General features: G+C 47.1%; 8 protein-coding genes, 6 tRNA genes, 3 rRNA genes and 1 riboswitch. Of the genes, 2 read left to right on the plus strand and 15 right to left on the minus strand.

Annotated features, from left to right (window positions below; genetic code table 11):
- Positions 1-70: 70 nt before the first annotated feature.
- A riboswitch (TPP riboswitch) is annotated at positions 71-169 on the minus strand.
- A 66-nt stretch (positions 170-235) separates the two neighbouring features.
- The 11 genes from crcB to AC6I7V_RS13730 form a co-directional block, all read right to left on the minus strand.
- Positions 236-619, minus strand: coding sequence for a fluoride efflux transporter CrcB (crcB, locus tag AC6I7V_RS13680; protein WP_255229588.1), 384 nt, complete (start codon positions 617-619; stop codon positions 236-238).
- Between the two features lie 109 nt (positions 620-728).
- On the minus strand, positions 729-2,111 hold the full coding sequence (locus tag AC6I7V_RS13685; protein ID WP_498011046.1) for a multicopper oxidase domain-containing protein: 1,383 nt from the start codon (positions 2,109-2,111) through the stop codon (positions 729-731).
- 352 nt (positions 2,112-2,463) lie between these two features.
- A tRNA-Trp gene (locus tag AC6I7V_RS13690) sits at positions 2,464-2,540 on the minus strand.
- A gap of 58 nt (positions 2,541-2,598) precedes the next feature.
- A tRNA-Asp gene (locus AC6I7V_RS13695) sits at positions 2,599-2,675 on the minus strand.
- A 45-nt stretch (positions 2,676-2,720) separates the two neighbouring features.
- Positions 2,721-2,836: ribosomal RNA gene (gene rrf / locus AC6I7V_RS13700) — 5S ribosomal RNA — on the minus strand.
- Positions 2,837-2,953: 117 nt separating this feature from the next.
- Positions 2,954-5,844: ribosomal RNA gene (locus tag AC6I7V_RS13705) — 23S ribosomal RNA — on the minus strand.
- A 378-nt stretch (positions 5,845-6,222) separates the two neighbouring features.
- Positions 6,223-6,298 (minus strand) — tRNA-Val (locus tag AC6I7V_RS13710).
- A gap of 41 nt (positions 6,299-6,339) precedes the next feature.
- Positions 6,340-6,415 (minus strand) — tRNA-Ala (locus tag AC6I7V_RS13715).
- A 29-nt stretch (positions 6,416-6,444) separates the two neighbouring features.
- Positions 6,445-6,520: transfer RNA gene (locus AC6I7V_RS13720), tRNA-Lys, on the minus strand.
- A 2-nt stretch (positions 6,521-6,522) separates the two neighbouring features.
- Positions 6,523-6,598: transfer RNA gene (locus AC6I7V_RS13725), tRNA-Glu, on the minus strand.
- Positions 6,599-6,721: 123 nt separating this feature from the next.
- Positions 6,722-8,273, minus strand: a 16S ribosomal RNA gene (locus tag AC6I7V_RS13730).
- The 16S, 23S and 5S rRNA genes sit together here with 6 tRNA genes alongside, the layout of an rRNA operon.
- Positions 8,274-8,816: 543 nt before the next feature.
- Here AC6I7V_RS13730 and AC6I7V_RS13735 point away from each other — a divergent pair.
- Complete coding sequence (locus tag AC6I7V_RS13735; protein WP_498011047.1) at positions 8,817-9,362, plus strand: gamma carbonic anhydrase family protein; 546 nt, start codon at positions 8,817-8,819, stop codon at positions 9,360-9,362.
- Here the strand turns inward: AC6I7V_RS13735 and AC6I7V_RS13740 are convergent.
- From AC6I7V_RS13740 to tsaC, 4 genes are all read right to left on the minus strand, one after another.
- A complete protein-coding gene (locus AC6I7V_RS13740) occupies positions 9,359-9,625 on the minus strand; it encodes a DUF1488 family protein (RefSeq protein WP_032548677.1) in 267 nt (88 codons plus the stop codon). The genes AC6I7V_RS13735 and AC6I7V_RS13740 overlap by 4 nt on opposite strands.
- Before the next feature lie 2 nt (positions 9,626-9,627).
- The gene (gene aroE / locus AC6I7V_RS13745) at positions 9,628-10,458 is read right to left on the minus strand and encodes a shikimate dehydrogenase (RefSeq protein ID WP_255229584.1); all 831 of its coding nucleotides are present in this window, start codon (positions 10,456-10,458) and stop codon (positions 9,628-9,630) included.
- A gap of 76 nt (positions 10,459-10,534) precedes the next feature.
- Positions 10,535-11,452, minus strand: a complete 918-nt coding sequence (gene hemF, locus AC6I7V_RS13750) for an oxygen-dependent coproporphyrinogen oxidase (protein ID WP_498011048.1) — start codon at positions 11,450-11,452, stop codon at positions 10,535-10,537.
- Positions 11,453-11,473: 21 nt separating this feature from the next.
- Positions 11,474-12,031 (minus strand): L-threonylcarbamoyladenylate synthase type 1 TsaC, encoded by a 558-nt coding sequence (gene tsaC / locus AC6I7V_RS13755; RefSeq protein WP_261882283.1) that lies wholly within the window; start codon positions 12,029-12,031, stop codon positions 11,474-11,476.
- A gap of 197 nt (positions 12,032-12,228) precedes the next feature.
- Here tsaC and purE point away from each other — a divergent pair, with 197 nt between their 5' ends.
- A complete protein-coding gene (gene purE, locus AC6I7V_RS13760; protein ID WP_032548673.1) occupies positions 12,229-12,714 on the plus strand; it encodes a 5-(carboxyamino)imidazole ribonucleotide mutase in 486 nt (161 codons plus the stop codon).
- The last annotated feature ends 4 nt before the right edge of the window (positions 12,715-12,718 follow it).

Consider the following 12,718-nt stretch of genomic DNA (forward strand, 5'->3'; position numbering starts at 1 on the left):
TATACCCAAATTGGGCAAAAGCGGCCTAATGTTTAGCTTGATGATAGGTCTGCTAGAGAGAATTCCAGCAAGGATATCTTCTCTTGTTCCCTTCGCAGGTATTAACCTGATCAGGTTCAACGGATCCCGAATGAACGGTCTCAGCCTTATGGCACTCCGACAAGTGAATTTAGTATATAAAATCGGCTTGGTTAAACCAAGCCGACCTGTGTGATTTTGATACGAATTTAGAGAACTAACTCTTAATTAGCAACTGAAAGCCAATCCAAGCTGCAGAAATACTCAATACCACATTTAGTAGCACATTAAGCCCCATCTTGAAAAAAGCGCCCTGTTGCATCAACAACACGTTATCCATAGAGAAGGTGGAGAATGTCGTTAATGCACCTAGAAAGCCTAACCCAATAATCTGACGCCATGGTTCGGTTGCTACCATCTCATTTTCGAATGCAGCGATCAGTAGGCCCATAATAAATGAACCGACGACATTCACTGTCAGAGTGCCGTACGGAAAGCCACGCCCCAATAGCACCACACACAACTCAGAAATTAAATAACGAGAACATGCACCAAATGCACCGCCGATAGCGATAAACCCCAAAATTGAAAACTGACCCATAATTCCCCCACATAAGACTTAAGGATATTCTAGCCTCACTCAATTTTTTTTCGAGAAAATTTGTGAATAAATTCCTTGGACACATTTCAACATCAAAACGTTACAGCTGTCACTTTACTTCAATGTAACCCATTAAACCTGTCTTCATATGTTCAATAACATGACAGTGATACATCCAGCGCCCCGGGTTATCAGCAACGAAAGCAGCCTTAGCACTCCCATTCTTACCAAGCAGAACAGTGTCAGTATGGAATGGCTCTCCGACTTTCTTACCATCTAGCTCTAGTACGGTAAAGGTATGGCCATGAATATGGATCGGGTGGTGATACTGAGTCACGTTCTTGAGATCGAAAATGTATGTCTTTCCAAGCTCTAACGTCGCAAGTGGCTCAGGGATATTACCCTTACTCATCCCTTCCCATGCGCGCTTGTTCGTCAGCCAGAATTTAGGCATCGACTTGCCATCTTTTCCTGCCGGACTGATCGCCCCCTCCCACTCAAACAAAAAATCGATTTCAGTAGCATTATCGAGATCTAGATTAGGAACCGGGTTGAGTGGTAAAGAAGGTAATACCTGCTCGGATGGCAAGTTCGAGTCCACGACTTCTAATGAACATAATGAAAATGGAAAACGTCCTTTCATCTGCAAGACATTTATAGTGGTACCTTTAGTCGGAGCCACAAATCCAATATCCACTCGCATGCCCGGACCAACCTTATGTTTCGTCAGTCGATAAGGCGCCTTTACAGGGTTGCCATCAATAGCAATAACCCAAGCCTCCACACCCTCGACCGCAATAGGATAAGTAATAGTATTGTCGACATTAGCGATTCGCAGGCGTGTTGTCGCGTTTTGCTTAATCAGGTATTTCGGCTCATGAACACCATTCACACTACTCCATTCCCCAGGGGTACCCATACGAGCACTCATTCTTGGAATCATCAGATCCTTCCACTGTCCTTGCTTATCAAGATGCCAATGTTTAAGCATCAGGGGTAACTCTTCATCAAAAGCAACGGGCTGAGACTCTTCAACAATGATCAGCCCTACTAACCCCATTCCTAGCTGTTTAACACTATTCATATGTGGGTGATACCAGAAGGTACCCGCATCTGGTGGAGTAAACTCATAAATAAAGGTCTCTCCAGGCATGATTGGAGGCTGACTTAGGAAAGGTACACCATCCATTTCAATCGGGATTCTTAAGCCATGCCAGTGGATTGTGGTTGGCTCTGCGAGCTTATTGGTGAAGCGGATAACAACCTTCTCACCTTGACGGCAGCGAATGGTAGGTGCTGGTATTTGCCCATCAAAGCCAAGTACTTTAGTCGTGTATCCAGGCACGAGCTCAGCTGTTGCAGGCTCTGCCGTTAGGTCGTATACATATCGCCCTTTTGCATCGACAGATTGAGTAACACTACAAGCAGGTAAGATTGATAACGCTGATATAGCAATAGAAGATTTAATAAACTGACGACGAGAAATATCCATGCTGTTCTACTCTAAAATTAACCTGTGCAAAATGTAACAGATTATTAATAACAATTCTCATTACGAAGTTAATTTTGAGTCTTGCACCCACTACCATCAGTATTCACAAACAGCGCTAAAAAATTGAAGACAAGACCGTACGACCCACTATTCTGAAATGGCGTGATTTACGCCATAGACGAAAAAAGGCTCTAGTCTTTCGACTAGAGCCTTGGATATGGCAGGGGTGGAGAGATTCGGCTGGGCTGGCACTCCAGCTCCCAACACGCGCGATTTTGGTAGTGGCAGAATCCGCTGCTCTTTTCTTCCGCCAAAGAAAAAGGCTCCAGTCTTTCGACTAGAGCCTTGGATATGGCAGGGGTGGAGAGATTCGAACTCCCAACACGCGGATTTGGAATCCGCTGCTCTGCCAATTGGAGCTACACCCCTAAAATTTCAATACTGTAGATTCGAAAAAACCTCGCACTGGGCGAGGCTCTCGAATAAGTGGCGGAGTGGACGGGACTCGAACCCGCGACCCCCGGCGTGACAGGCCGGTATTCTAACCAACTGAACTACCACTCCGCAGTGGACTACTTGTCGTCGCTGACAAGTCGTTCATAATTTAAAGCCTGGCGATGTCCTACTCTCACATGGGGAAGCCCCACACTACCATCGGCGCTATTGCGTTTCACTTCTGAGTTCGGCATGGAATCAGGTGGGTCCACAACGCTATGGTCGCCAAGCAAATTCTTTCTTCTCTGATTTTCTTTCAGAAAAGTAATCTGGAAAGCTGTTTCTGTTCTCTCAAACTCATTCAAGCGTTTGTATCTTTGAGTCCATCAAAACCCCTTGGGTGTTGTATGGTTAAGCCTCACGGGCAATTAGTACAGGTTAGCTCAACGCCTCACAGCGCTTACACACCCTGCCTATCAACGTTCTAGTCTTGAACAACCCTTTAGGACACTTAAAGTGCCAGGGAAGACTCATCTCAGGGCTCGCTTCCCGCTTAGATGCTTTCAGCGGTTATCGATTCCGAACTTAGCTACCGGGCAATGCCATTGGCATGACAACCCGAACACCAGAGGTTCGTCCACTCCGGTCCTCTCGTACTAGGAGCAGCCCCCTTCAATCTTCCAACGCCCACGGCAGATAGGGACCGAACTGTCTCACGACGTTCTAAACCCAGCTCGCGTACCACTTTAAATGGCGAACAGCCATACCCTTGGGACCGACTTCAGCCCCAGGATGTGATGAGCCGACATCGAGGTGCCAAACACCGCCGTCGATATGAACTCTTGGGCGGTATCAGCCTGTTATCCCCGGAGTACCTTTTATCCGTTGAGCGATGGCCCTTCCATTCAGAACCACCGGATCACTATGACCTGCTTTCGCACCTGCTCGAATTGTCATTCTCGCAGTCAAGCGGGCTTATGCCATTGCACTAACCTCACGATGTCCAACCGTGATTAGCCCACCTTCGTGCTCCTCCGTTACTCTTTGGGAGGAGACCGCCCCAGTCAAACTACCCACCAGGCACTGTCCGTAATCCCGATTCAGGGACCAACGTTAGAACATCAACACTACAAGGGTGGTATTTCAAGGACGACTCCACCACATCTAGCGACGCGGTTTCAAAGTCTCCCACCTATCCTACACATGTAGGGTCAATGTTCAGTGCCAAGCTGTAGTAAAGGTTCACGGGGTCTTTCCGTCTAGCCGCGGGTACACTGCATCTTCACAGCGATTTCAATTTCACTGAGTCTCGGGTGGAGACAGCGTGGCCATCATTACGCCATTCGTGCAGGTCGGAACTTACCCGACAAGGAATTTCGCTACCTTAGGACCGTTATAGTTACGGCCGCCGTTTACCGGGGCTTCGATCAAGAGCTTCGACCGAAGTCTAACCCCATCAATTAACCTTCCGGCACCGGGCAGGCGTCACACCGTATACGTCATCTTACGATTTTGCACAGTGCTGTGTTTTTAATAAACAGTTGCAGCCACCTGGTATCTGCGACTCTCGTCAGCTCCATCCGCAAGGGACTTCACCGATAAGAGCGTACCTTCTCCCGAAGTTACGGTACCATTTTGCCTAGTTCCTTCACCCGAGTTCTCTCAAGCGCCTTGGTATTCTCTACCCGACCACCTGTGTCGGTTTGGGGTACGATTCCTTACAATCTGAAGCTTAGAGGCTTTTCCTGGAAGCATGGCATCAATGACTTCACCACCGTAGTGGCTCGACATCGTATCTCAGCGTTAAGAAAGTCCGGATTTACCTAAACTTTCCGCCTACGTACTTGAACCTGGACAACCGTCGCCAGGCCCACCTAGCCTTCTCCGTCCCCCCATCGCAATTGTAAGAAGTACGGGAATATTAACCCGTTTCCCATCGACTACGCCTTTCGGCCTCGCCTTAGGGGTCGACTTACCCTGCCCCGATTAACGTTGGACAGGAACCCTTGGTCTTCCGGCGAGGGAGTTTTTCACTCCCTTTATCGTTACTCATGTCAGCATTCGCACTTCTGATACCTCCAGCAGCCCTTACAGACCACCTTCAACGGCTTACAGAACGCTCCCCTACCCCGCATACTAAAGTATGCAGCCGCAGCTTCGGTGTATAGCTTAGCCCCGTTACATCTTCCGCGCAGGCCGACTCGACCAGTGAGCTATTACGCTTTCTTTAAATGATGGCTGCTTCTAAGCCAACATCCTGGCTGTCTGAGCCTTCCCACATCGTTTCCCACTTAGCTATACTTTGGGACCTTAGCTGGCGGTCTGGGTTGTTTCCCTCTCCACGACGGACGTTAGCACCCGCCGTGTGTCTCCCGGATAGTACTTACTGGTATTCGGAGTTTGCAAAGGGTTGGTAAGTCGGGATGACCCCCTAGCCTTAACAGTGCTCTACCCCCAGTAGTATTCGTCCGAGGCGCTACCTAAATAGCTTTCGGGGAGAACCAGCTATCTCCAGGTTTGATTGGCCTTTCACCCCTAGCCACAAGTCATCCGCTAATTTTTCAACATTAGTCGGTTCGGTCCTCCAGTTGATGTTACTCAACCTTCAACCTGCCCATGGCTAGATCACCTGGTTTCGGGTCTATATCCAGAGACTGAACGCCCAGTTAAGACTCGGTTTCCCTACGGCTCCCCTAAACGGTTAACCTTGCCACTGAATATAAGTCGCTGACCCATTATACAAAAGGTACGCAGTCACACCACGAAGGTGCTCCTACTGCTTGTACGTACACGGTTTCAGGTTCTATTTCACTCCCCTCACAGGGGTTCTTTTCGCCTTTCCCTCACGGTACTGGTTCACTATCGGTCAGTCAGTAGTATTTAGCCTTGGAGGATGGTCCCCCCATATTCAGACAGGATATCACGTGTCCCGCCCTACTCGATTTCACTGATTATGATGTGTCGGTTACGGGGCTATCACCCTTTATTGCGAGACTTTCCAGACTCTTCACCTGCATCATTAAAAGCTTAAGGGCTAATCCAATTTCGCTCGCCGCTACTTTCGGAATCTCGGTTGATTTCTCTTCCTCGGGGTACTTAGATGTTTCAGTTCCCCCGGTTTGCCTCTTGTTGCTATGTATTCACAACAAGATACTTACTTATGTAAGTGGGTTTCCCCATTCGGAAATCCCAGACTCAAAAGGTTTTTACTACCTAATCTGGGCTTATCGCAAGTTAATACGTCCTTCATCGCCTCTGACTGCCAAGGCATCCACCGTGTACGCTTAGTCACTTAACCATACAACCCGAAGAAGTTTCGAGTTGATGACTTATTTGCTTTCACTTGCTTATTTGATTTCACTTTTAAAAAGTGAAGACAAATGGCAGTGAAGACAAACGAGCAACCAAGGTTTTTGGTTGTAATAAGAAGGGTTAGTTCTTACTACGTGTTTGCCGGACTCAATTTTGAATACAAGACACTTGAATGTGTTTGTGTTGTGTTTATACCGTTCTTATTAACTAAGAAGGGATAAACATTGAGAACTTTTAATTTGATTTAAATAACTTGTTATTTAAATCAGTCAGCTTTCCAAATTGTTAAAGAGCAAGTTTCTTTCGCTAATGACTAGCTAATGAAAACCATTTTTAAAAGCACTATCACTAATGCGCTTAAAGATGGTGGGCGATACCGGGCTCGAACCAGTGACCCCCTGCTTGTAAGGCAGGTGCTCTCCCAACTGAGCTAATCGCCCACATTAGTTTTAATTCCTCGTGGAGAAGAATTCCTCAAGAATGGTGGAGCTAAGCAGGATCGAACTGCTGACCTCCTGCGTGCAAGGCAGGCGCTCTCCCAGCTGAGCTATAGCCCCATCTTGAGAGTCATTTCTAAAAGAAGAAATGGTGGGTCGTGCAGGATTCGAACCTGCGACCAATTGATTAAAAGTCAACTGCTCTACCAACTGAGCTAACGACCCAATGGTATCCCGTAGGGGAGTCGAACCCCTGTTACCGCCGTGAAAGGGCGGTGTCCTAGGCCTCTAGACGAACGGGACACTAAGTTTGCTTCCACTTTAAAAAGCAGAACCAAATTGCTTGAAGATATTGGGATATCTTCGTCTCTTTTACTTTCTAAACCGTATCAATCTGTGTGGACACTTATCGTGAATATCTTCGTATAAGGAGGTGATCCAGCCCCAGGTTCCCCTAGGGCTACCTTGTTACGACTTCACCCCAGTCATGAACCACAAAGTGGTGAGCGTCCTCCCGAAGGTTAAACTACCCACTTCTTTTGCAGCCCACTCCCATGGTGTGACGGGCGGTGTGTACAAGGCCCGGGAACGTATTCACCGTAGCATTCTGATCTACGATTACTAGCGATTCCGACTTCATGGAGTCGAGTTGCAGACTCCAATCCGGACTACGACGCACTTTTTGGGATTCGCTCACTCTCGCAAGTTGGCCGCCCTCTGTATGCGCCATTGTAGCACGTGTGTAGCCCTACTCGTAAGGGCCATGATGACTTGACGTCGTCCCCACCTTCCTCCGGTTTATCACCGGCAGTCTCCCTGGAGTTCCCACCCGAAGTGCTGGCAAACAAGGATAAGGGTTGCGCTCGTTGCGGGACTTAACCCAACATTTCACAACACGAGCTGACGACAGCCATGCAGCACCTGTCTCAGAGTTCCCGAAGGCACACCTGCGTCTCCGCTGGCTTCTCTGGATGTCAAGAGTAGGTAAGGTTCTTCGCGTTGCATCGAATTAAACCACATGCTCCACCGCTTGTGCGGGCCCCCGTCAATTCATTTGAGTTTTAATCTTGCGACCGTACTCCCCAGGCGGTCTACTTAACGCGTTAGCTCCGAAAGCCACGGCTCAAGGCCACAACCTCCAAGTAGACATCGTTTACGGCGTGGACTACCAGGGTATCTAATCCTGTTTGCTCCCCACGCTTTCGCATCTGAGTGTCAGTATCTGTCCAGGGGGCCGCCTTCGCCACTGGTATTCCTTCAGATCTCTACGCATTTCACCGCTACACCTGAAATTCTACCCCCCTCTACAGTACTCTAGTTTGCCAGTTTCAAATGCAGTTCCGAGGTTGAGCCCCGGGCTTTCACATCTGACTTAACAAACCACCTGCATGCGCTTTACGCCCAGTAATTCCGATTAACGCTCGCACCCTCCGTATTACCGCGGCTGCTGGCACGGAGTTAGCCGGTGCTTCTTCTGCAGCTAACGTCAAGAAATGCCGCTATTAACGACATCCCCTTCCTCACTGCTGAAAGTACTTTACAACCCGAAGGCCTTCTTCATACACGCGGCATGGCTGCATCAGGCTTGCGCCCATTGTGCAATATTCCCCACTGCTGCCTCCCGTAGGAGTCTGGACCGTGTCTCAGTTCCAGTGTGGCTGATCATCCTCTCAGACCAGCTAGGGATCGTCGCCTTGGTGAGCCATTACCTCACCAACTAGCTAATCCCACCTAGGCATATCTTGACGCGAGAGGCCCGAAGGTCCCCCTCTTTGGCCCGTAGGCATCATGCGGTATTAGCCATCGTTTCCAATGGTTATCCCCCACATCAAGGCAATTTCCTAGGCATTACTCACCCGTCCGCCGCTCGACGCCGTTATCGTTCCCCGAAGGTTCAGATAACTCGTTTCCGCTCGACTTGCATGTGTTAGGCCTGCCGCCAGCGTTCAATCTGAGCCATGATCAAACTCTTCAATTTAAGATTTTGTCGACTCAATGAATACTGATTACATTCTCTTCGCTTAATAAAAAGCTAAGTAATGTTGAATTGACTGTGCCGAATCTTACGATTCGAATTGGTCACTCAGTTCATTGAAATCAAGTTGAAACCGAAGTTTCGTGTTTGCCTTTGCTTTTAAAAGCGAAAACAAACTTAGTGATATTCATCAACGAGTGCCCACACAGATTGATAGGTTTAAATTGTTAAAGAGCTTTTCCTTTTTGAGCTTCGCTCAAATCGGACGGCCATTTTAGCGATTTAAGTTTTAGTGTCAACCACTTTTTCAAAACTTTTTTCAAGCGCTTAGCTTGGCTAATTTGACTTGCTGATTCGTTGTGGTTTCTTGCGAAGCCATCCCGTGTCAGCGAGGTGGCATTATAGAGATTGCGATCACATTGGCAAGCCCTTTTTTACGTTTTTTTTAGTTTTTTGATTGTTCGGATAAAAAACACTCAAAAACGGCCATTTATCCTAGTCAGAGACCCAATAATGCTCTTAAGCTAGCTATATAAAGGAGGATTTATGAGTTCTATACGCAGTTATAAAGGTATCGCACCGGAAATAGGCCAAGATGTCTATATAGATGAAACCGCAGTATTAGTTGGTGATATCAAGATTGGTGACGACTCTAGTGTTTGGCCTTTGGTTGCAGCAAGAGGCGATGTTAATCATATCCATATTGGTCAACGTACAAATATCCAAGATGGTTCTGTTCTTCATGTCACCCATAAAAACAAGGAGAACCCTGACGGCTACCCTTTGATTATCGGTAATGATGTCACGGTTGGCCATAAGGTGATGTTGCATGGTTGCACCATTCAAGATCGGGTATTGGTAGGAATGGGAGCGATCATTCTAGACAATGTTGTCGTAGAGCAAGAGGTGATGATTGGTGCTGGCAGTTTAGTTCCGCCAAACAAAGTTTTGGAGAGTGGTTATTTGTATGTGGGAAGCCCTGTAAAACAAGCACGCCCTTTAACAGATAAAGAACGTGCTTTTCTCCAGAAGTCTGCCGACAACTATGTTCAGAACAAAAATGACTATCTAGATTCAGTTCGACCAGTTTAAGACGCTTGAATCTCGATTTGACCAGAGGAGTTAAACTCCTCTTCTTCTATTAGCTCTTCTGCTAGTTCTTCTAAGTCAAAACGCAACTCACTGAACACCTCAATGGCTTGCTCATTTGTTACTTCACGTCCTGCCAATTTTCCTAGCTCTTCTAGAGTAATAGTACACTCAATAAGTGCGCCACTTTGTTGAGCAGGGAAAACGACGCATTGATTCTCAGCATCCCAGGTTTGGATATCAGGAAACAAAATTGACTGATTCATTATTACGCCTCTAGGTTCTTTCTTAATTCTCTGAGGATTTGCTTTGTTCCCGGTCTTAGACCGCGCCACAACATAAAGCTTTCAGCCGCCTGACCCACCAGCATGCCTAGGCCATCATAAGCAGCGTGGACACCATTATCCAATGCCCAGCGATTAAAGACCGTGTGTCCCGAACCATAGACCATGTCATAAACGGTACTTGTTGGTGTGAATATCTCGGCGGACACTTGGGGAAGTTCACCACTCAACCCTGAAGAAGTAGAGTTAATGATCACATCAAAGCCTTCATGCACCTCATCAAGTCCAATGCCTGAGACATTACCAAAGGAAGTGAACATTTCTGCGAGTAGCTGTGCTTTAGAAGCAGTGCGGTTAGCAATCACTAACTGACGAGGATTGTGGTCAAGCAATGGCTTAATCACGCCTCTTGCTGCACCGCCAGCTCCAAGCAGCAGAATACGAGCGTCTTTTAATACCACTTGGTGTTGCAATAAGTCTTGGACTAGCCCTTCACCGTCGGTGTTGTCACCAATGATCTCGCCATCATCAAGCTTTTTAAGCGTATTCACGGCACCAGCTAGTTGAGCTCGCTCAGTTAGACGATCCGCAAATTGATATGCGTCTTCTTTAAACGGTGCTGTGACGTTACAGCCTTTACCACCATTGCCAAAGAAATCTTTAGCTGCAATGAGAAAATCACCTGGCTCAGGCTGTTGAGATGTATAGGTAAGTTGCTGGTTCGTTTGGCGAGCAAATAGCGTATGAATAAATGGTGATTTACTTTGACTAATTGGGTTTCCAAAAACGGCATAGCGATCTATGTACTGTGTCATATCCTTACCTAACAGAGCTTATGAAAAAGGGTCATCGAATGATGACCCTATCACTATACCTATAAGGAGGGAAGTCTTACCAAACTCTAGGTTTTAAATAGTCTGTGTACAGTAGCGCCTCTGGTGAACCCTCTTTAGGTTCATATCGATATTCCCATCGTGCCAATGGTGGCATCGACATCAGAATCGACTCGGTACGACCACCACTTTGTAGACCAAATAGGGTGCCACGGTCATAAACTAGATTAAATTCAACATAGCGGCCACGACGATAGAGTTGGAAATCGCGTTCACGTTCGCCGTAAGGCGTCTCTTTTCTTCGTTCAACAATTGGTAGATAAGCTTGGGTATAACCCTCACCAACCGCTTGCATGTAAGCAAAACTCTTCTCAAAGCCCCACTCATTTAAATCATCAAAGAACAAGCCACCTACACCACGAGTCTCATCACGATGAGGCAAGTAGAAATATTTATCACACCACTCTTTATGCTGCTGATACACATCATCACCAAATGGCGCACATAGATCTTTCGCTGTTTGGTGCCAAGATTGGCAATCTTCAGCAAATGGGTAGAACGGGGTCAGATCGAAGCCACCACCAAACCACCAGATAGGCGCTTCACCCTCTTTCTCTGCAATGAAAAATCGTACATTGGCATGAGAGGTTGGGATATATGGATTCTTAGGATGAATAACCAACGAAACACCCATTGCCTCAAACTTTCGGCCAGCAAGCTCTGGTCGATGTGCGGTCGCTGATGCTGGCATCTCTTTGCCTGCGACGTGAGAGAAGTTCACACCACCCTGCTCAAATACGGCACCATTAGTCATAACGCGCGTACGACCACCACCGCCAAGACGCTCACCAGGTTCACGTTGCCATGCGTCTTCTTCAAACGCCGCAACACCATCGGCTTGTTCTAGTTGTTGGCAAATCGAATCTTGTAAGTTGAGCAAGAACTGCTTTACCGCATCTTTATCAATTGCTGACATGTTTCTTCCTTTATGCAGGGTTTAGCCTTGTCTTAATATTTGAGAAGTCTTTGCATCACGGATTTCACTCGGCTTATCACGGCCTCCCGTTTCACCCTCAAGAATGGCCACCAGCTTATGACCGAGCTGCTGCTTCACCTCTTCAGTGGTCATACACGGCGGCTCACCCGATAGGTTTGCGCTGGTAGAGGTTAACGGCTTTCCAAACGCATTACACATCTTCTGTACCAAAGGGTGATCGGTTACACGTACCGCAATTGAATCGAATTGACCACTGACCCAATCCGTCACTTGTGCACTGGCTGGCATGATCCACGTAACAGGACCTGGCCATGTCGATTTTACCGTTGCCAATTGCTCAGGGGTCAGCTGACTTTCATCGATATAAGGAAGCAACTGTTCATAACTGGCAGCAATTAGGATGAGGCCCTTTTCCATCGGGCGCTGTTTAAGTTCAAGTAATTTCTGGATAGCTTGCGGGTTGTCAGGATCGCAACCAACACCAAATACACCTTCAGTTGGGTAGGCGATCACCTCACCTTGTTGTAATGCCTGCAAAGTATGCTGAAAGTTGTCCACGGTTTGCCTCATCTATATCTGCTATTAAACTCGTTAAGTGTACAAATAATCACTAACTGTTACTAAAGCTATTTGTTTATAAAATGTATCAATTAGCAATTTTGACCGACGCAAACGTTTTCCTTGAGTGATTTTACCCGTATAATGCGCGCAAATTATCTAATCACTTAATCAAATCGTACCTGAAGGAGTTTGAGATGACTGTCGGTATTATCATGGGTTCTAAATCTGATTGGCCAACAATGAAGCTAGCAGCGGACATGTTGGATCAATTTGGCGTAGCGTACGAAACAAAAGTGGTTTCTGCTCACCGTACTCCTCAACTACTGGCGGATTACGCAACGAGTGCAAAAGAGCGTGGAATTAAGGTGATCATTGCAGGTGCAGGCGGCGCAGCTCACCTACCGGGTATGGCAGCAGCATTTACTAGCGTTCCTGTTCTTGGCGTACCTGTACAGTCTAAAGCTCTAAAAGGCATGGACTCACTTCTTTCTATCGTACAAATGCCTAAAGGTATCGCGGTTGGTACGCTAGCCATTGGTGAAGCAGGTGCAGCTAACGCAGGTATTCTAGCAGCACAAATCATTGGTACGCACAATGAAGATGTGATGGCAAAAGTAGAAGCATTCCGCTCTGAGCAAACAGAAACGGTACTAGCTAATCCAAACCCTGCAGAGGACTAATTCC

The sequence above is a fragment of the Vibrio sp. KUL70 genome (genome assembly GCF_059725515.1).

What these genes read in the sequence shown, in the direction of transcription:
- crcB (WP_255229588.1), bottom strand. Translation starts at nt 619, where the DNA reads ATGGGTCAGTTTTCAATTTTGGGGTTTATCGCTATCGGCGGTGCATTT.
- AC6I7V_RS13685 (WP_498011046.1), bottom strand. Translation starts at nt 2,111, where the DNA reads ATGGATATTTCTCGTCGTCAGTTTATTAAATCTTCTATTGCTATATCA.
- AC6I7V_RS13735 (WP_498011047.1), top strand. Translation starts at nt 8,817, where the DNA reads ATGAGTTCTATACGCAGTTATAAAGGTATCGCACCGGAAATAGGCCAA.
- AC6I7V_RS13740 (WP_032548677.1), bottom strand. Translation starts at nt 9,625, where the DNA reads ATGAATCAGTCAATTTTGTTTCCTGATATCCAAACCTGGGATGCTGAG.
- aroE (WP_255229584.1), bottom strand. Translation starts at nt 10,458, where the DNA reads ATGACACAGTACATAGATCGCTATGCCGTTTTTGGAAACCCAATTAGT.
- hemF (WP_498011048.1), bottom strand. Translation starts at nt 11,452, where the DNA reads ATGTCAGCAATTGATAAAGATGCGGTAAAGCAGTTCTTGCTCAACTTA.
- purE (WP_032548673.1), top strand. Translation starts at nt 12,229, where the DNA reads ATGACTGTCGGTATTATCATGGGTTCTAAATCTGATTGGCCAACAATG.